The organism is Streptococcus parasanguinis CC87K, from assembly GCF_000507765.1.
Lineage (GTDB): Bacteria > Bacillota > Bacilli > Lactobacillales > Streptococcaceae > Streptococcus > Streptococcus parasanguinis_J.
This window is the reverse complement of record NZ_KI669402.1, coordinates 258,650-278,707: the sequence shown is the minus strand read 5'-3', so window position 1 is coordinate 278,707 and position 20,058 is coordinate 258,650. Positions and strand designations below refer to the sequence as shown.

General features: G+C 39.1%; 23 protein-coding genes. 20 read left to right on the top strand and 3 right to left on the bottom strand.

Annotated features, from left to right (window positions below):
- The first annotated feature begins 3 nt into the window (after positions 1 to 3).
- From HMPREF1195_RS07835 to HMPREF1195_RS07770, 13 genes are all read left to right on the top strand, one after another.
- Positions 4 to 687, top strand: coding sequence for a response regulator transcription factor (locus tag HMPREF1195_RS07835; RefSeq protein WP_037585171.1), 684 nt, complete (start codon positions 4 to 6; stop codon positions 685 to 687).
- On the top strand, positions 684 to 1,982 hold the full coding sequence (locus HMPREF1195_RS07830; RefSeq protein WP_023919631.1) for an ABC transporter substrate-binding protein: 1,299 nt from the start codon (positions 684 to 686) through the stop codon (positions 1,980 to 1,982). Before HMPREF1195_RS07835 ends, HMPREF1195_RS07830 begins: the two co-directional genes overlap by 4 nt.
- Positions 1,983 to 2,122: 140 nt before the next feature.
- Positions 2,123 to 2,560 carry a PTS sugar transporter subunit IIA gene (locus tag HMPREF1195_RS07825; RefSeq protein WP_023919629.1) on the top strand — a complete coding sequence of 146 codons (438 nt, stop codon included), beginning with the start codon at positions 2,123 to 2,125 and terminating at the stop codon, positions 2,558 to 2,560.
- Positions 2,561 to 2,574: 14 nt separating this feature from the next.
- Positions 2,575 to 3,069: a PTS sugar transporter subunit IIB gene (locus HMPREF1195_RS07820; protein ID WP_000261775.1), complete on the top strand. Its 495-nt coding sequence runs from the start codon at positions 2,575 to 2,577 to the stop codon at positions 3,067 to 3,069.
- A gap of 56 nt (positions 3,070 to 3,125) precedes the next feature.
- The gene (locus tag HMPREF1195_RS07815; RefSeq protein WP_014712796.1) at positions 3,126 to 3,968 is read left to right on the top strand and encodes a PTS mannose/fructose/sorbose/N-acetylgalactosamine transporter subunit IIC; all 843 of its coding nucleotides are present in this window, start codon (positions 3,126 to 3,128) and stop codon (positions 3,966 to 3,968) included.
- Positions 3,952 to 4,806, top strand: a complete 855-nt coding sequence (locus HMPREF1195_RS07810) for a PTS system mannose/fructose/sorbose family transporter subunit IID (RefSeq protein ID WP_037585172.1) — start codon at positions 3,952 to 3,954, stop codon at positions 4,804 to 4,806. Before HMPREF1195_RS07815 ends, HMPREF1195_RS07810 begins: the two co-directional genes overlap by 17 nt.
- A gap of 101 nt (positions 4,807 to 4,907) precedes the next feature.
- Positions 4,908 to 5,201, top strand: a complete 294-nt coding sequence (locus tag HMPREF1195_RS07805) for a hypothetical protein (protein WP_003004348.1) — start codon at positions 4,908 to 4,910, stop codon at positions 5,199 to 5,201.
- A gap of 129 nt (positions 5,202 to 5,330) precedes the next feature.
- The gene (groES, locus tag HMPREF1195_RS07800; protein WP_003013619.1) at positions 5,331 to 5,612 is read left to right on the top strand and encodes a co-chaperone GroES; all 282 of its coding nucleotides are present in this window, start codon (positions 5,331 to 5,333) and stop codon (positions 5,610 to 5,612) included.
- A gap of 21 nt (positions 5,613 to 5,633) precedes the next feature.
- Positions 5,634 to 7,259 (top strand): chaperonin GroEL, encoded by a 1,626-nt coding sequence (groL, locus tag HMPREF1195_RS07795; protein WP_003004647.1) that lies wholly within the window; start codon positions 5,634 to 5,636, stop codon positions 7,257 to 7,259.
- Positions 7,260 to 8,171: 912 nt separating this feature from the next.
- A complete protein-coding gene (locus tag HMPREF1195_RS07785) occupies positions 8,172 to 8,906 on the top strand; it encodes a response regulator transcription factor (RefSeq protein ID WP_023919626.1) in 735 nt (244 codons plus the stop codon).
- Positions 8,907 to 8,919: 13 nt separating this feature from the next.
- Positions 8,920 to 10,224: a sensor histidine kinase gene (locus HMPREF1195_RS07780; protein WP_023919625.1), complete on the top strand. Its 1,305-nt coding sequence runs from the start codon at positions 8,920 to 8,922 to the stop codon at positions 10,222 to 10,224.
- 288 nt (positions 10,225 to 10,512) lie between these two features.
- Positions 10,513 to 11,187 (top strand): ABC transporter ATP-binding protein, encoded by a 675-nt coding sequence (locus tag HMPREF1195_RS07775; RefSeq protein WP_023919623.1) that lies wholly within the window; start codon positions 10,513 to 10,515, stop codon positions 11,185 to 11,187.
- A 2-nt stretch (positions 11,188 to 11,189) separates the two neighbouring features.
- Positions 11,190 to 11,897 carry a hypothetical protein gene (locus tag HMPREF1195_RS07770; RefSeq protein ID WP_023919621.1) on the top strand — a complete coding sequence of 236 codons (708 nt, stop codon included), beginning with the start codon at positions 11,190 to 11,192 and terminating at the stop codon, positions 11,895 to 11,897.
- A gap of 132 nt (positions 11,898 to 12,029) precedes the next feature.
- Here the strand turns inward: HMPREF1195_RS07770 and HMPREF1195_RS07765 are convergent, their stop codons facing one another.
- The gene (locus HMPREF1195_RS07765) at positions 12,030 to 12,563 is read right to left on the bottom strand and encodes a hypothetical protein (RefSeq protein ID WP_003004327.1); all 534 of its coding nucleotides are present in this window, start codon (positions 12,561 to 12,563) and stop codon (positions 12,030 to 12,032) included.
- Positions 12,564 to 12,778: 215 nt separating this feature from the next.
- On the opposite strand from HMPREF1195_RS07765, the gene HMPREF1195_RS07760 reads away from it, so the two are divergent.
- The 3 genes from HMPREF1195_RS07760 to HMPREF1195_RS07750 all read left to right on the top strand — a co-directional run bounded on the left by HMPREF1195_RS07760 (position 12,779) and on the right by HMPREF1195_RS07750 (position 14,920).
- A complete protein-coding gene (locus HMPREF1195_RS07760) occupies positions 12,779 to 13,309 on the top strand; it encodes a hypothetical protein (protein WP_023919619.1) in 531 nt (176 codons plus the stop codon).
- Positions 13,310 to 13,518: 209 nt separating this feature from the next.
- Positions 13,519 to 14,106, top strand: a complete 588-nt coding sequence (locus HMPREF1195_RS07755; protein ID WP_003004721.1) for a type IV toxin-antitoxin system AbiEi family antitoxin domain-containing protein — start codon at positions 13,519 to 13,521, stop codon at positions 14,104 to 14,106.
- On the top strand, positions 14,099 to 14,920 hold the full coding sequence (locus HMPREF1195_RS07750; protein WP_003004480.1) for a nucleotidyl transferase AbiEii/AbiGii toxin family protein: 822 nt from the start codon (positions 14,099 to 14,101) through the stop codon (positions 14,918 to 14,920). Before HMPREF1195_RS07755 ends, HMPREF1195_RS07750 begins: the two co-directional genes overlap by 8 nt.
- Before the next feature lie 494 nt (positions 14,921 to 15,414).
- Here HMPREF1195_RS07750 and HMPREF1195_RS07745 read toward each other — a convergent pair whose 3' ends face one another.
- Both HMPREF1195_RS07745 and HMPREF1195_RS07740 read right to left on the bottom strand, forming a co-directional pair.
- Positions 15,415 to 16,560, bottom strand: a complete 1,146-nt coding sequence (locus HMPREF1195_RS07745) for a low temperature requirement protein A (RefSeq protein WP_023919618.1) — start codon at positions 16,558 to 16,560, stop codon at positions 15,415 to 15,417.
- Positions 16,561 to 16,776: 216 nt separating this feature from the next.
- On the bottom strand, positions 16,777 to 17,286 hold the full coding sequence (locus tag HMPREF1195_RS07740) for a helix-turn-helix domain-containing protein (protein ID WP_005591592.1): 510 nt from the start codon (positions 17,284 to 17,286) through the stop codon (positions 16,777 to 16,779).
- A gap of 208 nt (positions 17,287 to 17,494) precedes the next feature.
- Between HMPREF1195_RS07740 and HMPREF1195_RS11390 the strand changes: the two genes are divergently transcribed.
- Genes HMPREF1195_RS11390 through HMPREF1195_RS07720 form a run of 4 tightly spaced genes read left to right on the top strand, consistent with a single transcriptional unit; the run spans position 17,495 to position 20,041 of the window.
- The gene (locus HMPREF1195_RS11390) at positions 17,495 to 17,677 is read left to right on the top strand and encodes a hypothetical protein (protein WP_003009863.1); all 183 of its coding nucleotides are present in this window, start codon (positions 17,495 to 17,497) and stop codon (positions 17,675 to 17,677) included.
- Positions 17,678 to 17,722: 45 nt separating this feature from the next.
- Entirely contained in the window at positions 17,723 to 18,700 is a 978-nt protein-coding gene (locus tag HMPREF1195_RS07730) for a replication initiation protein (protein ID WP_037599698.1), read from the top strand.
- Positions 18,701 to 18,711: 11 nt separating this feature from the next.
- On the top strand, positions 18,712 to 18,900 hold the full coding sequence (locus tag HMPREF1195_RS07725; RefSeq protein ID WP_000369785.1) for a DUF3173 domain-containing protein: 189 nt from the start codon (positions 18,712 to 18,714) through the stop codon (positions 18,898 to 18,900).
- Position 18,901: 1 nt separating this feature from the next.
- Positions 18,902 to 20,041, top strand: a complete 1,140-nt coding sequence (locus HMPREF1195_RS07720; RefSeq protein WP_023919611.1) for a site-specific integrase — start codon at positions 18,902 to 18,904, stop codon at positions 20,039 to 20,041.
- The last annotated feature ends 17 nt before the right edge of the window (positions 20,042 to 20,058 follow it).

The window sequence follows — 20,058 nt, the reverse complement described above, 5'->3', positions numbered from 1 at the left end:
ATGGTGATAAAAGTAATGGTGGCAGATGACCAGGCCTTGATTCGAGAATCTCTGAAAATTATTTTGTCAGCCCACCCCGATATCGAAGTGGTGGCCACAGTGGAAGATGGGAATCACGTCTTGTCGAGCATTCCACAGACACATCCTGACCTGATCTTAATGGATATTCGGATGCCAGGCATGGATGGGGTTTTGGCGACAAAAGAGGTAAAAGAGCACTATCCGGATATCAAAATTATTATTTTAACGACCTTTGATGATGATGAATTTATCTATAGTGCACTCAAGTATGGTGCTTCAGGTTATCTTTTAAAGGGAGCCTCGACAGAGGAACTCTATGAAGCGATTAAGGTGGTGTATCAAGGCGGAGCCATGATCAACCCGAATATCGCTAGTAAAGTCTTTCAAATTTTCTCACAAATGGCCAAAACCAACTTCTCTATTGCTGTAGATGAGGACAATGTCAAGGATTTGAGCACGACGGAATGGCGCATTATCCAAGAAGTCGGCTATGGGGAGTCCAATAAAGAAATTGCGGCCAAACTCTTCTTGTCAGAAGGAACCGTGCGCAATTACTTATCAACGATTTTGGCGAAATTAAACCTACGAGATCGAACGCAATTAGCGATCTGGTCAGTCCAAACAGGAGTGACGAGACGTGATTTTTCTAAAGGAAATACAGAATGAAATTGAAGCGAAAGCATCTTTGTTGGGGGATTGGCCTCCTTGTTGTGCTCTGTGCGAGCGCAGGTTTTTATTGGTGGAAACAGCAACCGACCGTACTCCATATCGGTGTTTATGCAGGTTCTAGCTGGGATGTGCCGACCAGTCAACGTTCCCATGCCTTGGATCGAGCGATTCAAAAATTTGAAAAATCCCATCCCCACGTCCGTGTAGAGTATGAAAACGGGATTCCGCAGTCAGATTATTCAGACTGGCTCTCTGAAAAGATTGTCTCAGGAAAGACGCCAGATGTGTTTATGGTCTCTGAGCAAGATCTTTCTTTATTAGCAGCGCGGGGGGTGCTAGAAAAGTTAAACGGCTATATGGATCGAAAAGACCAAGCTGCCTTTTATCCCGTTGCCTTTGAATCGGGTGTCTATCAGGGGCAAACCTATGCCTTACCTTATGAAAGCAATCCGATTTTGATGTGTGTCAATAAAGATCTCTTAGATAAAGAAGGTATCGCGGTTCCCAAAGAAGGCTGGACCCTTGAAGAGTTCTATACGATTTGCAAGAAACTAACCAAAGATACCAATGGGGATGGGCAATTGGACCAATTTGGGAGCACAGAATACACCTGGAAAGAAGCCTTGGCGGCAAATGGAGGTCATCTTTTCCAAGGAGGCATGCTCAAGCTGACAGCTCCAGAAGTGAAAGAGTCTTTGACTTTTCTGCAAAAATTGGAAGATCTAAATAAAAATTACAAGGTGAGCTCTAAAGATTTTGACCAGGGGAAAGTCGCCTTCTATCCCATGACCTTGGCCCAATATCGGACCTATAAACCTTATCCCTACCACGTTTCAAAATATTCAAACTTCACCTGGACCTGTATCCCGATGCCTGCTAAGTCAAAAACGACCAAGGCAACCTTAGTCACGACGACTTCTTTTGCTATGTCAGCTCGGAGTTCTCATTCCAAGTTGGCTTGGGAATTGATGCAACTTTTGACAGAGGATCCAGACATTCAACAAACTCTCTTTGCCCAATCCCAAGGGATCTCTGTCATGCCACAGGTAGTCAAGAGTCGCTCTAGTAAAGACCTTTTGCAGGTGGATGATTTTGGAACAGATTCCTTGACCAATCAGACCTTGAACCGCATCATGGAACAAGCTGTTGAAAGTAGTCCGAAAAATGTCTCAAAAGAGGTGCTAGAAAAGCTAGATTACTTGATTGGCAATGCCTTGCGTGATCAGGATGTCGAGAACCGCTTGCCTCAAATTCAGAGGGAGATTGAAAGTAGTCTACAGGTAGGAGTTTAGAGTAAAATAAGATGGCATTTTGTCAAGTGACAGATGTCATTTTTTTATTGCTAAATGTCATATTGGGAATGTGACATTTGACAATGTAAAAGCGCTTTCAAATAGTCTACAATAGAGTCAAATAAAGGAGGCGTAGCAAAATGAAATACCTCATTTTGGTCAGTCATGGTGGACTGGCAGAAGGTCTAAAAACATCACTAGCCATGTTTGCTGGTGACAAGTTGGATCAGGTCATCGCAGTTGGACTCAAAGAAGGAAAATCAGTTGATGACTTCGCAGTTGATTTCAGAGAGAGCATTTCAGGATTGACAGCTGATGATTCTGTTTTGGTCTTGGCAGATATCGTAGGTGGTAGTCCATTAACCACTGCAGCCACGGTTCTAGAAGAAGCTGGAAAGCTCGATGGAGCCTTGATCCTTGGTGGGATGAACCTTACCATGGCCTTGACGGCAGTTGTGATGAAGGATGTGTTGGATGGAGACGATTTGTCAGCCACCATCTTATCAGAAGCACGATCTGCACTACAGCCTTTTGAAATTTCAGCCGCTGGTGCTGAAGAAGATGATGACGATATTTAATAGGGAGGTACCTTATGGTAGTAACATTTGTACGGATTGATGACCGCATGATTCACGGTCAGACAGTCACACGCTGGGCAAAAGAAAAACCATGTGATGGTTTGATTGCCGTAAACGATGCAGCAGCATCAAACAAGGTTTTGATTCAAGCTTACAAAGGCGCATCAGACAAGAAAACCTTTGTATGGACAAAGGAAGCCTTTAAAGAAAAATCAGCAAAAGTAACAGAATCAGATAGTCGTTACTTCTTGATCACCAAAAATCCAATCGATATGAAGGAAATTTTGGTCGACCAAGGGTTTGTCCCAGGTGATGTCAAAGAAATCATTGTTGGCCCTGCAAATGATCGTCCTGGAGCTGTGAAATTGGGAAATAACCAATCCATCACTCAGGAAGAAGCAGAAGCCTTCCAAGCTATTCAAGCAGCAGGCTACAAGGTGAAATTCCAATTGTTGCCAGATGTTTCCATCGGTTATTGGGATGATTTCAAATCAAAATTTGGTTTTTAGAACTAACAGTCTGATCTGTTAGGTAAATAAATTTACAAACAAAAGGAGCGTTTGTTATGACAATTTCATGGATTCAAGCAATCTTGCTTGGTATTTTCGCCAGCTTGTCTTCAATGCCTGGTATGGGAGGTTCCAGTATCGGGAACTATACACTCGGTCGTCCCTTGATCGGTGGGTTGATTTCAGGTTTAATTCTTGGAGATGTGACAACCGGTATTATGGTCGGGGTTGCCCTTCAAGTCGTTTATATCGCCTTGGTAACACCTGGTGGTACCGTATCTGCCGATGTGCGTGCCATCTCTTACATCGGTGTTCCTCTTGCTATCTTGTTTGTGCATGCTAATAACATCACAGATGAAGCAGGAATCGCCGCAGCTGCAGCTCCAATCGGTGCAGCCGTTGGGACAATTGGTACAGTTCTTTTCTACGGTACCGCTACTATGAACTTGGTTTGGCAACACATTGGTTGGAAAGCCGTTGAAGAAGGAAACTTCAAAAAACTCTACGCAGTTGACTGGGTTTACCCTTGGATCTCTCACTTCCTCTTCTCTTTCCTTCCAACAATGATTATCACCAAATACGGTGAAAACATGGTTGATTTGATGAAACAATACCTTCCTATGGATGGTTACTGGATGAAAGCCCTCTTTACAGTCGGTGCTCTTCTCCCATGTGTCGGTATTGCCATCTTGTTGAAACAAATTGTTACAGAAGCAACTGACTTCATTCCATTCTTTGTTGGATTTACCTTGGCAAAATCTCTCGGATTGAACTTGGTATCCAGTGCCGTTGTTTCATTAATCTTTGCAGTAATCTACTATGAACTTGAAGTGATCAAATCGATGAAAGCTGCTCCAGCCGGAGTGGTGGATCTAGACGATGATGAGGAGGATATTTAAAATGGCTGATAGAAAGAAAATTTCAAAGAAAACATTAGCAAAAGCATTCCATCATTGGTATTATGGTCATTTGACTTGTTTCTCTCAAGAACATATGCAAACCTTCGGGTACTTGACTTCTATGCTTCCAATCGTAGAAGAAATGTATGACACAAAAGAAGAACAAAAGGATGCTATGCAAACCTATACGGCCTTCTTCAACACTGAACCACAACTTGGATCTCTTGTTGTAGGGATCACAGCTGGTTTGGAAGAAGCGCGTGCAAACGGAGATGCAGTGGATGGCGAAACCATCAACGGTATGCGTGCCGGTTTGATGGGACCAATCGCTGGTATTGGTGACTCATTGGTTGTTGGTACCTTGATCCCAGTTCTCTTAGGGATTGCCCTTGGTCTTTCTAAAGGTGGTAACGTCGCTGGTGCTCTCTTCTACATCGTCGTATGGAACCTCTTAGTCTACTTTGGTATGCGCTTTGCCTTCTTCAAAGGTTACCAATTAGGGGATAAAGCCGTTGAATTCCTTGTAGGACCAAAAGGACAAGCTCTTCGTAAAGCGATCAGCGTCGTCGGTGGTATGGTTATCGGTGCCGTAGCAGCTACTTGGGTATCTGTTACAACAGCCCTTCAATTCAAGAATTCTGAAGGAAAAGTCTTCTTGAACATCCAAGAAAAGATCGATGGTGTTTATCCAGGTCTCTTGACAGCAGCCTTCATCACTCTTTGCTGGTGGTTGATGTCTAAGAAAAAAATTTCACCAAACAAAGTCATGTTACTTCTCGTTGTAGTGGCTTTGATCGGTGTTGCCCTTGGTATCTTTGACCCACATCTTAAATACTAAGGTCAAGAAAAAACGAATTTGCTAGTAGGAGTTTTTGAGAATGAAGTGAATGGACCTCCTTTATTTGCACTTCATTCTCAATTTTTATCAGGAGGAATCCCATGGTTACAAAACAAGAACTTGTCAATGGATATGAAACAGAAATCAAGTACCAACGCCACATGCTTGAAAACCTTGGTCGTTGGTTCAGCTTACTCTTTATCATTGCCAGTATTGGTGTGGTATTGATCTATCTCTTTCACAAAAGTTTCCTCCCACTCTTGATCCTCGGGATTTTACTAGCCTTGGTTGGAATTTTAGGCATGATTGTTTTTGGATATGGTATCTACCGTGGGCGGATCAATCTTCAAAAAGTGATCGATGATTTCAATCAAAAATTGACAATTTTAAATTGATATTTTAGAAACATCTCATCTATTTTTGAGGTGTTTTTTTCTTGACTATTTCTGACCAAGTGATACAATAGAAACATAAGTTAGCACTTATGTATAGAGAGTGCTAAAAACACGTATGGAGGAATGAACATGTTAAAACCATTAGGAGACCGTGTGGTCTTAAAAGTAGAAGAAAAAGAACAGACTGTTGGAGGTTTTGTCCTCGCAGGTGCGAGCAAGGCTGATACAAAAACAGCTGAAGTAGTGGCCGTTGGTGAAGGTGTGCGTACCCTAAGTGGTGAACTCATTGCTCCAGCTGTAAAAGCAGGAGACCACGTTTTGGTTGAAAGCCATGCAGGAATTGAAGTGAAAGATGGGGAAGAAACCTACACCATCGTTGGAACATCAAACATTCTTGCAATTGTAGAGTAAGAGAAGAAAGAGGTAAGAGAAATGGCAAAAGATATTAAATTTTCATCTGATGCACGTTCTGCAATGGTCCGTGGTGTCGATGTCTTAGCAGATACAGTGAAAGTTACGTTGGGCCCTAAAGGACGCAATGTGGTTCTTGAAAAATCATTTGGTTCACCCTTGATCACAAATGATGGGGTGACCATCGCAAAAGAAATTGAATTGGAAGACCATTTTGAAAATATGGGTGCTAAATTGGTGTCAGAAGTGGCTTCTAAGACCAATGATATCGCAGGTGACGGTACAACGACCGCAACGGTTTTGACCCAAGCCATCGTCCGTGAAGGGATCAAAAACGTTACTGCAGGTGCTAACCCAATTGGCATCCGCCGTGGGATTGAGACCGCTGTTGCAACAGCAGTAGAAGCTTTGAAAAACAATGCGATCCCAGTATCAAGCAAGGAAGCGATTGCTCAAGTAGCTGCTGTGTCTTCTCGTTCTGAAAAAGTCGGTGAGTACATCTCTGAAGCCATGGAAAAAGTTGGCAAAGATGGGGTCATCACGATTGAAGAATCTCGTGGAATGGAGACAGAACTGGAAGTCGTTGAAGGCATGCAGTTTGACCGTGGTTACCTCTCACAATACATGGTCACTGATAATGAAAAGATGGTGGCAGACCTTGAAAATCCATACATTTTGATCACTGACAAGAAGATTTCAAATATCCAAGAAATCTTGCCATTGTTGGAAAGCATTCTTCAAAGCAACCGTCCACTCTTGATCATCGCAGATGATGTCGATGGCGAAGCTCTTCCAACACTTGTCTTGAACAAGATCCGTGGTACCTTTAATGTCGTAGCTGTCAAGGCACCAGGATTTGGAGATCGCCGCAAAGCCATGCTAGAAGACATTGCCATCTTGACAGGTGGTACAGTCATTACAGACGATCTTGGTTTGGAATTGAAAGATGCAACCATTGAAGCACTTGGTCAAGCAGCTAAAGTTTCAGTCGATAAAGACAGTACTGTCATTGTCGAAGGTTCTGGTAACCCAGAAGCGATCGCTAACCGTGTGGCTGTTATCAAGTCACAAATCGAAACTACAACCTCTGAATTTGACCGTGAAAAATTACAAGAACGTTTGGCCAAATTGTCTGGTGGTGTTGCCGTGATCAAGGTTGGTGCTGCAACAGAAACAGAATTGAAAGAAATGAAACTCCGTATCGAAGATGCCCTTAATGCGACTCGCGCAGCCGTTGAAGAAGGAATCGTTGCCGGAGGTGGTACAGCTCTTGTCAATGTTATCTCTGCAGTCGCAGCCCTTGAATTAGAAGGAGATGAAGCAACCGGACGCAATATCGTTCTTCGTGCTTTGGAAGAACCTGTGCGCCAAATTGCTCACAATGCCGGTTACGAAGGATCTATTGTGATTGATCGCTTGAAAAATGCCGAAGTCGGAACAGGTTTCAATGCTGCAACAGGTGAATGGGTGAATATGATTGATGCAGGAATCATCGACCCAGTTAAAGTGAGCCGTTCAGCCCTTCAAAACGCCGCTTCCGTAGCGAGTCTGATCTTGACGACCGAAGCAGTCGTAGCCAACAAACCAGAACCAGCAGCCCCAGCAGGACCAGGAATGGATCCAAGCATGATGGGTGGGATGATGTAAGACACTTAGTCTAATGGGTGCTGAAGCACCTCATTAGACTACGGCAAGCATCATGGTGCCTTGCCGAAGTGTCTTACTAAGAAAATAAAGAAGGCGTTATCGGCCTTCTTTATTTTCTGTCGTAACCTGATACCCATGATTGGTTCTAAAGCACGAATCATTTGACGCCAGCCGCTATTGTGCGGTCTGGCTAATCGTCTTACTAGCTCAAAGAGAGTGGGACAGAAATCGGTAATTCGTTAGAATTCGATTTCGTTGTCCCACCTCCGCACAGTTGAGTAGGGCTGTAAAAGCTGATGAAATCAGCGTAGTAGAGCCCACTCAACCACTGCGTCTTGCTCGACAATCCAAAAATAATTGAGAGGCTAGGACTTTTGTCCCAGCCTCTTTTTATCGTGCTTTGGGATTTTCATTTGTTATGGAATAATATTTTTATTTTAAATTTTGTAACAGAAATGATAAATACTAATTAAAGAGGACTTGCGTAGATGCTTGGGAATCAAGCATTTGCGGTGTTTTCAGGCAGAGGGATATTTGCCAACAAATTGCAATACAAATTAACTGATTTTGTAATAATTCTAGTGTATACTAGTAAGAGTAGATCACAGGTCTACATTGTTGCAAGGGGAGAACTTCCCACATACATGTCTATTGACAATAAAACTTGATCGTAATATCGCTGCTAGTAAAATGAGAGTTTGAACATAGCATAGATTTTATCGACCTTTTTCATATTAAAAAATATTTTTCAAATTCCCCTTGCGCAAGCTCTTCCGGATTCCTCCGGGAGAGTTTTTTCTTGTTAAGGAGAAAAAGATAGAATGCCTTTTGAGTCTACTTTGAAAGAATGGCTCAGCAGCTATTATTTATGGTAAAATAGAACATATTCGTCGAGGGGAAGGAGTGAAGACTTTGTTGAAGATTTTTGTGTTAGAAGATGAGTGGATCCAGCAATCACGAATCGAATCGGTCTTGCAGGAACTGATTGCTCAGAAATCCTTGCAATGCAAAGCACCAGAAGTGTTTGGGAAGTCAAGCCAGTTGCTAGATGCTATCACAGAGAGAGGCGCTCATCACCTATTCTTCTTAGATATCGAGATTAAAGGTGAGGAGAAAAAGGGTCTAGAGATCGCAAAAGAGATTCGCAAGAAAGACCCCCATGCGACCATTGTCTTTGTCACCACTCACTCTGAATTCATGCCCATTACCTTTCAGTACAAAGTAGCCGCCTTGGATTTTATTGATAAAACGCTGGGTGAGGAAGAGTTCAGAAAAAGAATCGACTCGGCCATTGACTATACCTTGGAGCAAGCTGGGACCACGATTGCGCAAGATGCTTTTACATTTGAGAGTGCGATGGCGCGTGTACAAGTTCCCTTTAATAAGATTTTGTATGTTGAAACGTCTCCAACTATTCACAAGGTCATTTTACATACCCAGGATGAGCGCTTGGAATTTTACGCTAGTATTGCCGATATCGAAAAAGCAGATCCTCGCTTGTATCGGTGCCACCGCTCCTTTGTGGTGAATCCACAAAATATTACGAAGATTGATAAAGAAGCCAAGAAAGCTTTTTTTGAAAATGGGGACAATTGCTTGATCTCACGGACCAAGTACAGAGGCTTACTGGAAGCTTTGAAAAAATAGAAGGGAGAAAGAATTGCTGTTAGATTTTCTCATATATTACTTAAAGTTCTTCGTCAGCATGCTGATCTATCGTCATATCAGTAGACAAGAGTTCGCTTGGCGCTGGCTCTTTTTGTGCCCTTTCTTCTTTGCAGTCGTCTTTACCCTTGTGCCACCGGTAGGCTTTTTTGGCTATTTCTTAGTATTTATTGCCTATAGTTTCTATCGAAATCGTAACATACGACACCTTTTGAACATTTTTTATGGGCTCTACCCGGTTGTCATGGAGAGTCTCATTGGGCGTCTCTTAGCCTTTTATGTCTTTCCAATGCTAGGGATTGTACTTGTTCATGAGGCATCTGTCAGCTGGTATGATGCTCTACTTGAATTGCTGGTCTTTCCTGTCTATTTAGGGCTCACTAAATTGTTAAAACTAGATTTTACAGATTTAAAAGTAGGGTTTCAACGGCAGTATTTTAATCGTTTCTTACTTCCAATGGATCTTTCTATGTTTGTGTATTTAGTCAGTGTTGTAGGTCTGGTGGTTTTTGAGGATGCTATTCCGCATGCAGATGCTTTACGGGAACATTTAAATAGTATTTATTTGATCTTATTTTTTATGATGCTCTTGTATTTCAATGCAGTGTCCAAAGAACGATTGAAACAAGAGATTCTAGAGCAAAAAGATAGGCAACTGCAGGAGTTAGCCACCTATAGCCAACACGTCGAAATGCTCTATGGGGAGATTCGTGCCTTTCGTCATGATTACCTGAATATTTTAACAAGTCTCAAGTTAAGTATTGAGCATGAAGATCTCAATGCGATCAGGGAAGTCTATGAGAATGTTCTTCGAGAGAGTGGCCAACAATTTTACGATAGCAAGTTTGATATTGCCAAACTCAGTCACATCGAAAATCCAGCTGTAAAAAGTGTTCTGTCCGCAAAATTGTTGGAAGCTCAAAATAAAGGGATTGGGATCTCTGTCGAGATCGATGAACCTGTTCGTGATCTATTCATCGAGGTTTTAGATTTCATCACCTTCTTATCCATCCTTTGTGACAATGCTATTGAAGCGAGTCTTGAATCAGATGACCCACAGCTGACTCTTGCCATGCTCCAGGAGGAAAACTCCCTCATCTTAATAGTTGAAAATAGTACAAAAGCTGAAAAAATAGATCTGGCGAGAATTTTTGAAAAGGACTACTCAAGTAAAGGAGATGGCCGCGGTCTTGGCTTGTACAAGATCCAACAATTACTGGAAAAGTATCCCAAAACGACAGTGTCTACCAAGAGTTCAAACTACCGATTTACCCAGAGTCTGACCTTTTGGAAGGAATAATAGAAGAGAGAGTGGGACAGAAATCGGTCATTCGTTAGAATTCGATTTCGTCGTCCCACCTCCGCACAGTTGAGTAGGGCTGTAAAAGCTGATGAAATCAGCGTAGTAGAGCCCACTCAACCACTGCATCTTGCTCGACAATCCAAAAACAAGAAGAGGCTAGGACTTTTGTCCCAGCCTCTTTTTTGACCATTCACGACGATTTTTTGACCGATTCTGACAGAGAGCCTCTAAGGCTTTCTCTTTGACGTATAATGGACACAAGATCAATAAGAAAAGAGGGATCCTATGTTTCAGGTAGCATCTATTACAAAATCGTTTAAGGAGAAAGCTGTATTAAAGGGGGTGTCTTTTTCGATAGAAGAAGGAGACAAAATTGCCTTGCTGGGAAATAATGGAGCAGGTAAAAGCACCCTCTTCAACATTATCGCAGGGCAGCTCCAGGCTGATTCGGGGACGATAAAGACTTCGCTTGATTTTCAAAGAGAAATTGGGATGATGCCTCAGGGGGATCTGCTCATCGAGGATCTAACCGTTGCTGAATTCGTCGAATTAAAAAGCCGGATGAATCAGCAGAAGCAGGCTGATATCAATGGACTCTTAGAAATGGTCGAATTGAGAGAATCAAGAGAGCAGATGGTGGGAAGTCTTTCTGGTGGCCAAAAGAGACGCTTGTCCTTGTTGTTAACCATTTTGAATCATCCAAAGTTGATTTTTTTAGATGAGCCGACGACTGGCATGGACTTGGAAGCAGTGGATAATTTTTGGAAATTGCTGGAGCAGCAAGAGTTTACATCTGTTGTGGTGACCCATGATTTCAACCAAATTGATGCCTTTTTTACAAAAGTCCTGATTTTAAAAGAGGGTCGAATTGCTGCAACAAAGGCTGTTGAGGACATTCACCAGGCTGGTCAAACCATTGAGCAGTATTTCCGAGAAGAGATGAATAAAGGAGGGGAATAAGCATGAAAAAGATTCAATTAAAACAAGTTTTACGAAATAAGCGCTTCGTATTATTCACCATTATTTTACCCATAGGCTGGTATATCTTCTTTTATCAGCTTCAAAAAGGGGTTTCACCAAGTATTTTATTAGGTATTGCCGTATTTATCGGGGTCATTGGTAATAGCCTTGCAACTTTTAGTAAGCGAATCGCCTCAGATATCGGTTTTTATTCTTTTGAATCCCGCTTTACAAGCTATAGTGTCAAGAACTATTTATGGGATCAATCGATCGTACAACTGATTTTGAACAGCTTGATCTTTTTAGCAGTACTAGTAGTTGCTGTTCTAGGTTTTCACTTTCCAGTGACGACTAGCCTGTTGGTGCAATTTTTCCTCTTATCCTTGATGGGGATCTACTTTAGCGTGATTGGCTTTGTTCTTGGGGTCAGGGTAGATGCCAAGACGATTGATACCATTGGCTTTCCTGTCATTATTTTGGCCGCTATGACCATTATTCCCTTTGATACGCTTGGTGCAAGTGGAGGATTTATGGACTTAGTTGGCAAGCTACAACGGGTTTTCCCAGGCTATTATTATACAAAGCTGATCCAAGATTTGACTGAGAAACAAACGATCGATGCTACCCAATTAGCGCTCTTTGTTGCCGTATTTGGATTGAATTTGCTATTTTTCTATCTGCTCGTACCCAAAGGGAAAATGAGGAACTAAGAGCAGTTAAAAAAGCCTTGAATTTTCAAGGCTTTTTCTTTGCTATAAAACGGTTATTCGGTATTCGTTCGTCAAATACTTGGAAAGATCTTGCTATTCTAAAATTCTAATGGAGGGCTTTTTTATTACATGCTAATAGAAAAAATCAATGCCGTAGTTTTCTTTTAGATAGGTCGCTAACTCGGCTTTTTCTTCCTCTCTAAATCGACAGAGGCTAAGGGCGAGACGCAATTTCAAGGTGCTTGTATTGATGATGATGTTTGATTTAGAAATATTTTCTAACTGGGTGACTTCTCTGAGGTTAAAATCTAAATAGCAAGCCTTGCTGTTGACATGATCAGGGTCGCTAACATCCACTTCGACATAAGATGCTCGCAACAATTCTTCTTTTGGAATGAAGATTTCTTTTGAGAAGAAAAGCCCAGGGTAGACATAAATACCTTCAAAGGTGAATTCAAAGGAGACTCTGTGGCTAGTTAGTCTTTTGATGCCTGCAATTGTTGCGTAGATAGCAGCGAAAAAGAGAATGGTTGAAATCACAGTGGGAAGATTTAGTTGAGAAAAGTCGATCAATCCATGAGCGGGAGAAAAGAAAAATTGAAAGGATACACCCGCCGCAAAGATTAGATAACCGACACCAACAAATTTTGAATAATAGATTTTCATTTTGGACTCCTTACATTTCAAATGCATGAAAACTTGGAATTTCAAGTACCCTTATCATAGCGGATTCGGTGAAGAGCTGTCAAATGTTTGGTAGGGTTCTTGTGATTAGATCATTTCAGGTTATGGTATACTAGATGGAAAGTGTGGCTAGGAGTGAAATGAAAAGCTGCTGTAGAAATCATAACCGGGTCAATGCTGGTAAGAAAGGAAGACAAATGGTAACACCCCTGATATTTATTATTTCTCTCGTCTTGCTTTTGCGTCGTTTTACAAGCAAACGTTCACGAAAGATCATTGGATTCTTATATGCTTCATTTGCAGTCTGGTTTGTTTATTCGATCCTTACTTATGGAAGCTACACCCTCCAGCCTGGTCAAAGTGTTCAATTGAGAGTTTATCCCAATACGGATCAGCTAGAATATAGGTCGGAACTCCAGTTTAAAAAATTTGATGATGCTAAGTTAAAATTGTCCGGTCGAAAAGGTTGGGGGATGAAAGATAGTCACATAGTCTATAATGTTGAAAAGCAAACAATAACGGAGCTCATTTTTTTAAAAGACAAAACAGATCGTAAAGACTTACCAAATGATAAAAGTAAGAGTTTCTATTTAGAAAACGATGGAATAGTGATTCAAGGGGAAGTAGAGGAAGTATTTGGGGTGACGGAACGAAAGCCCTACAACATCACCATCACCAATGTAGACGATAAACCAGTCCACTTTAAAGCACAAGTGGTGGATCGGTGAACTGTGAATTGGACCTCCATCTACTCCAGCCGCTTCAGTCCAAAGAATTGGGACGATGTGACCGTCAAGTATATTTGGAGAGAGGATTTTGGAAAGTGATGTCGGAGCTATTTGTCCGGCATCTTTTTATGAATAATCGTTATTGTTACTTTTGTGCGTGTGATATGATATAATAAAAGCACAGAAGTAACAACAATAGGAATGCTGAAATGATTCAAAAACAAATACAGGAAATGCTAGATCATCAGTCTATTATTAGAACATCTGATGTAGTTAAAAAAGGGATCCCAAAGCCTTACCTAAATCGAATGGTGGAAAATGGTCAACTCATAAAGGTTGCCAGAGGGATTTATATCACCGATTGGTCTCAGTATGATGAGTATGCCATTTTCCAACTCCAACATCAAAAAGTGATTTATTCTTATCTATCAGCATTGTATCTCCATGGGCTGATAGATGTTATTCCTAAATACAAAGAAGTGACGGTCTATACAGGTTATAATCCTCATCGATTTCCTAAGGAGGTAAAAAGGCATTTCATCCAGAAAGAATTGTATGAAGTCGGTGTGACAAAGCTACAAACGTCCTTCGGAAATGAAGTAAGGGTATATGATTTGGAGAGATCGATATGCGATCTCATTCGCGAGCGACAAAAGATAGATGTGGAAATATTTTCGACTTCTTTAAAGAGATATATTCAATCTTCAAAAAAAGATCTACGAAAACTCTACAAATATGCGCGAGAGTTTCATGTGCTCGAAAACGTCCAATCATTGATGGAGGTCTTATATGAATAAAGATAGATTGATTGCTCTGTGCCATAAAATTTCAAACGAAAAACAGGTAGATTTCAATGTTGTGCTAACTTATTATTTTCTAGAAACGATACTTGCAAAGATAGCATCTAGTCCGTATAGTCATAACTTTGTATTCAAGGGAGGATTTCTTTTATCCAATATTATTGGTGTTGAAAGTCGAACAACTTCTGATATGGATTTTATTTTAGAACAATTTAAGATGGACAAATCTCTACTAGAAAGTACTTTAAAGGAAATCCTAACTGATGATTTGGTTCATTATGAAATTACTAAGATAAGTGAAATTAAAGATGAAGATCCTTATGGTGGTTATCGAATCCATATTTTATGTCGGCTTGATAATATACGTCAGACAATTCCTTTAGATATTGCGACTGGTGATCCTATTACTCCCAAATCCGTTTCCTATCGTTATCATAGTCTCTTTCAAGAGATTGACTATGAGATCGTGGCCTATAATTTGGAGACAATATTGGCTGAAAAATTAGAAACGATTTATCGAAGATCTTTCTTTAACACTCGAAGCAAGGATTTTTATGATGTGTATGTAATTTATAGTATGGAAAAAAGCCGATTGGATAGTAAAAAGCTTCGATCAGCTTGCGAGGCAACATTTTCCTATCGTCAGACAACGTTAGATGTAGTAGATTTTCAAAATATGATTGATGAGATGAAGGATGATATAACATTGGCGCGTCATTGGGAAAATTATCAGTCTCATTACCCTTATGCAACTTCTATTTCTTTCAGGGATGTTTTGGAAGTTGTTCAACAGCTATTGTTAGAATTATGATACCTAATATAGACTTTCATTAACAAACTACCTCCGAGGTGGTTTTGAGATTATAACGATGTGTTAGATAAAAGCGAGCTTTGTCATGAAGCTCGCTTATTTGTATTCATAAAAAAGTGAGCTAAGTACTCTTAAGACAAGCAAAAAAGCCTTGGTTTTCAAGGCTTTTTGTGCATAAAAAATGCCCCCTACATGAATTTGTAAGAACTTTTCATATTGAAAATAAACAAAAATGTTGAAATATAGCTGATTTTAGGGAAATACTTTTAGGTATTTTCAATGTAAATATTTCAAAATGGGGCAAAAGTGGGGCAAAAACGAATGACTCACATTTGGTTTGAAAATCTATAATACCTAATGATTATGCCATACTAGATATATAGTGTTGTTATAAATAAATGTCAGTGCGAGTTCAAATCGGAGGATAAAATGGAAAAACAAATTAATGAAAAAAAAGCCTTGGTTCCCAAAGCTTTTTTAATGTTATAAACTCATTAAAACAACTCCCAGTAAGGTGTGGAATGTTTTTTAGTCTGTGTCATATAAAAATAAATAGAATGAATAGCTATAGCTAGAGCTAAAATGGTTGTAATACTTACTACTATTATAGGATTAGAAGCAAAGATTAAAGAGAGAATCAAGGCAGCCAGATAGAGTGTAGCTTGGACACAGTAGTAACTTTTCGAATAGCGAAGATAGTGTTTGTTATAGGGCCCATTTGCTAGGACAGCAGCTTGGAAGAGGCCAATTCCGATATAAAAGAAGCTGGTTGCAAAGAGAAGATTAGTTTCAGGATTCAGAAGAAAACTCATCGAAACGGTCATCATAAGAAGTCCAATGAAAATAGGATAGTGACTGTAAATTAGAAATAGTCCCTTTTGATTAGATTCTTCATCAATAGCATGGTCGAATTGAACAAAATAAAACAAGAACAGAGAAAGCATAATAATGAAATAAAGAACCGAATAAATCGAGAATTTCTCGATTGTAAAGAAGTTAACTAGCTCCATAATCATCTCTCCAAACGTAATAATGACAAGAAGGGAGATGCGCTCGATTAAATGGGGGAGAACTATCTGGAAATGTTCATCTTTACTAATCGAGGTAATTGGCGTAATAAATGTTAGCAGAATACTAGCATAAAGGATATAGACTCCAATGTAAATAGGAAGAAGAGCTGCTAGATAGATTTCTAAACTTCGTAGACCTGTTATCCATAGAAAACCTTTGATACTTTCCCTATGAACATTATCGGTTGATTTTTTAAAAAACTCAACCAAATATTGAAAAAATAAGGTAAGGGTTAATGTACCAATAGCCCAACAGACATAATGAAAATATTGTTGCCAATCATCTTTAATCAAATTGGATATAAAGAGTAAAAGTCCCATATTGATAAACATGATTACCATGTTAAATATAGAGTTCTTTCCATAGCGATTGGTATAAACGGTTTGAATCATCCAGGCATTGATGAGAAGCAAGACAGACATGAAAAAATCAAGCAAAGAATTCCAAGTCAAAATACCGTTATGAAGATGGTGAATTAAAGTAGTTACTTTTGAAATCGCAAAAACAAAAACTAGATCATAAAAAAGTTCTGAATAATTTACACGTTTATGTTTAACAAGAGTTGTCATCTTAAGACCTTTCTATTCTAGAAGTACAATTTATTATAACAGAAAATGGTAATGAGAGAAAAGGAGATGCTTAAATAACTTCATGTGACGCGAATTGTCAAAATCTCGGAGCACATTTACCTCACGTACCAGCTTACAGGCGGTGTGTTTGACGATTGATAATGAAGAATAAGATTATACAATAGAAAAAGCGAGCCTAAAACTCGCTTTTTTTATTTAATCTAATAGCTCCTTATTTTCAATTAAGAGTTCTAGTGGAGATTTATCTCTTGCTTCAATAAAACCAGGTTCATATTGGGTATGAAGTGTTCTTTTCTGAGAAGTTGGATCAATATACAACTCTTTTCCATCTTCTGTGTATAGTTGGTTGCCTCTTGTTAGGTAAAGTAAATCCTCTAAGTACTGTCCATCAGTATGTAGGAAATGCTCGATGTATTTAACAGCTTTTAAGATTTCACTTACTTTATCAGAGTATTCATTAGATTCAAGAACACTCTTTTCTAACTCAATCTCTTTACTCGTTCCAAAGAGTTGGGTTGGAGTTGCATTAAAATATTCTGCTATCTTATCCAAATTTGCAAAGGTAGGATAGCTTTTTTGTTTTTCGTAATCAGAGATGGACTGTTTACCGATTCCTAAATCTTCAGCTAGTTGAGTTTGGCTTACTCCTTTTTCTATGCGTAGTCGTGCCAAATTGGGTCCAAAATTTTGAATAATAAAGGTCATGGGAAACTCCTATTTTTATTTTTAACTTATTTTATCACCTATAAACTTACAAATCAAGTTTTTAGTTGACTAATTAAAATATTTTTTATAAAATATATTTATAACTTATAAATAAGTTATAAATAATACAAAAATAGCTCGTAAGTTTAGGATTGGTGAGTGGGGAGGAAGTTGAGGACGAGACTATGACTTATGACTATTCGAAGCCTTGGAGCTAGAAATTGTGTGGACAAGGACAAGGGACGAGCCTGACGGGAAGTCAGGCGAAGTCCTGCAGACTGCCGTCCAGACAATTTCTAGCCAAGCAAAAGCTGGCTATTCTAACAGCCAGCAAAAAGGTACACTTAGGGCAACGCCCAAAGAACGACGGAACGAACAAACGTTGATTTGACGGTGTTTCTGAGACCTAAAAAATCTAAAAGAAAGGGGGACAATTTTGTTGGTTTCTATACAAGATTTAAGAAGTATTCAAGAACGATGTGATGTAGGAGAATTAGTACAGCGGTTAGATGTCAGTATTGATAGATTAACGGTTATCTGGGATACAGACATTGGTTCCCTAAGACGAATTTTCAAAAATCTGAAACAGGCAATAAGTACAAGAGTTGATTCATTTGAAATACATGATAACGTACGAGATGATGTCTTTACTTTAGTTAAAGTTTTTAATGAGTATGATTCAATCAATATTATATTTTTCCAATTAGCCATTTATGGAGGTGAACAATTGATTCGAATTGATTTCAATCCTAATACTTTAAAAGAATTTGATGGAATGAAAGTATGGAGACAATTAATGTACTTTGCTAGATTGAATTCATTGACGGTACGTTTGTCTCGTTTTGATTTGGCATTTGACATTTTCAACAGACCTGAAATCGTTAATTTGCAACATATTAAAGGTGGTGTTACCCATAAGGTCTTCTACGGTAGAGGGGGCGAATTAGAGACGAAATATTGGGGTTCTAGTGGTAGTAATGTACAAGTTAGGTTATATGATAAGAATAAAGAAATCATTGCTCACAAGCGCGAAGAGAAGCTAGATTTGGCTGTAAATCCGTTTTGGTGGAGACTGGAGTTCCAACTCAGAACCAAAGCGATTGGTGAGGAGATGGTCCAAGATATTATGAATCGACTTGATAATTTCGGATTTTATAAGCTAGAACATATTCGAGTGGATCAAAGAGCATTTACAATTATCTTTCTCAACAATCCTGAACTGTTATCATTGGCTTTTCCAAATTTAAAATCAGACAGCATCAAAAAGAAAAAAACAAGAGTCCGCAAACTATTGAGAGAGGAAACGAACCAATTTGCGGAAGAATTAAAAGAAGTATTAACACAGAATCTCTCTAAATTAAATGCAGAATTACAACTACTTGTAGGTGAGTTTCTGAATTTAGAAAATAATTAAGGAGGATAACTATGGATAATAATTTAATTAGTAACAAAGAATTAATTGAAATGGGCTATCGCCCTCATACAGCGAATGATATCATTCATCAGGCAAGAGAATTACTTGTATCACGAGGCTATACATTTTATAATCGCAAACGTTTGATGGTTGTTCCAAAAAGTGTTGTAAATGAGATTCTAGGAACAGAGGTGGCGTAATATGGCAAGTGTTCGTTATCGAAAGCGGGGAGATAGTAATTTATGGACCTATGAAATTCGTAGCGAAGGAAAAACTATTGCTCATAATAGCGGTTTTAAAACAAAAAAACTTGCAGAGTCAGAAGCTGAACCGATTCTGCAAGAACTTCGTTTAGGGAAAAGAATTTCGAGAGATATTTCTCTTGTAGATCTGTATCAAGAATGGCTTGAACTAAAAATTCTACCGAGTAGTAGGTCAGAAGAGACAAAGAAAAAATATCTTCTCCGTAAAAACACAATTGAAAGATTATTTGGAAATAAAAAAGTCACTCAAATTCGTGCGAGTGAATACCAAAGAATTATGAATAAGTATGGGCAGACAGTTGGTAGAAATTTTCTTGGTAGATTGAATACTGGGATTCATCAGAGCATCCAAATGGCAATTGCTGACAAAGTTCTAATAGATGATTTTACACAACATGTCGAGTTATTTTCATCCAAAGAACAACAGATGACAGAAGAGAAATATTTACATACAGAAAAGGACTATCTGGATTTACTTTTAGCAGTAAAGAGAAAATTTGATTACCAACGTTCAATTGTTCCTTATATCATCTATTTTCTATTAAAAACAGGCATGAGGTTTGGAGAGTTAATAGCGTTAACTTGGAATGAAGTTGACTTTGACAGAGGACTGCTAAAAACATATAGGAGGTTTAATACCCTTTCTCATAAATTTGTCCCTCCAAAAAACAAAACGTCTATTCGGATGGTACCGATAGACGAAGAATGTATTAAGATATTACAAGACCTAAAAATTGAACAGGAGAAGGCTAATAAAGAGCTAGGAATCAAGAATAGGTATAAAATGATTTTTCAGCATTATGGATATATTCACTTGGTACCAGATATTGCAAGTGTCAATAAAGCTTTGAGTGTTCTTTTAAATGAATTAGATATTTATCCAATTATCACGACAAAAGGAGCACGTCATACCTATGGAAGCTACCTCTGGCACAAAGGATTTGACCTTGGAGTTATTGCAAAAATTCTAGGGCATAAAGATATTTCAATGTTAGTAGAAGTATATGGACACACTTTAGAAGAGAAAATTTTTGAAGAATTTAATCAAATTAGAGATGTCTGGAAAGATTGCTCATAAAAAAATGTGGGGCAAAT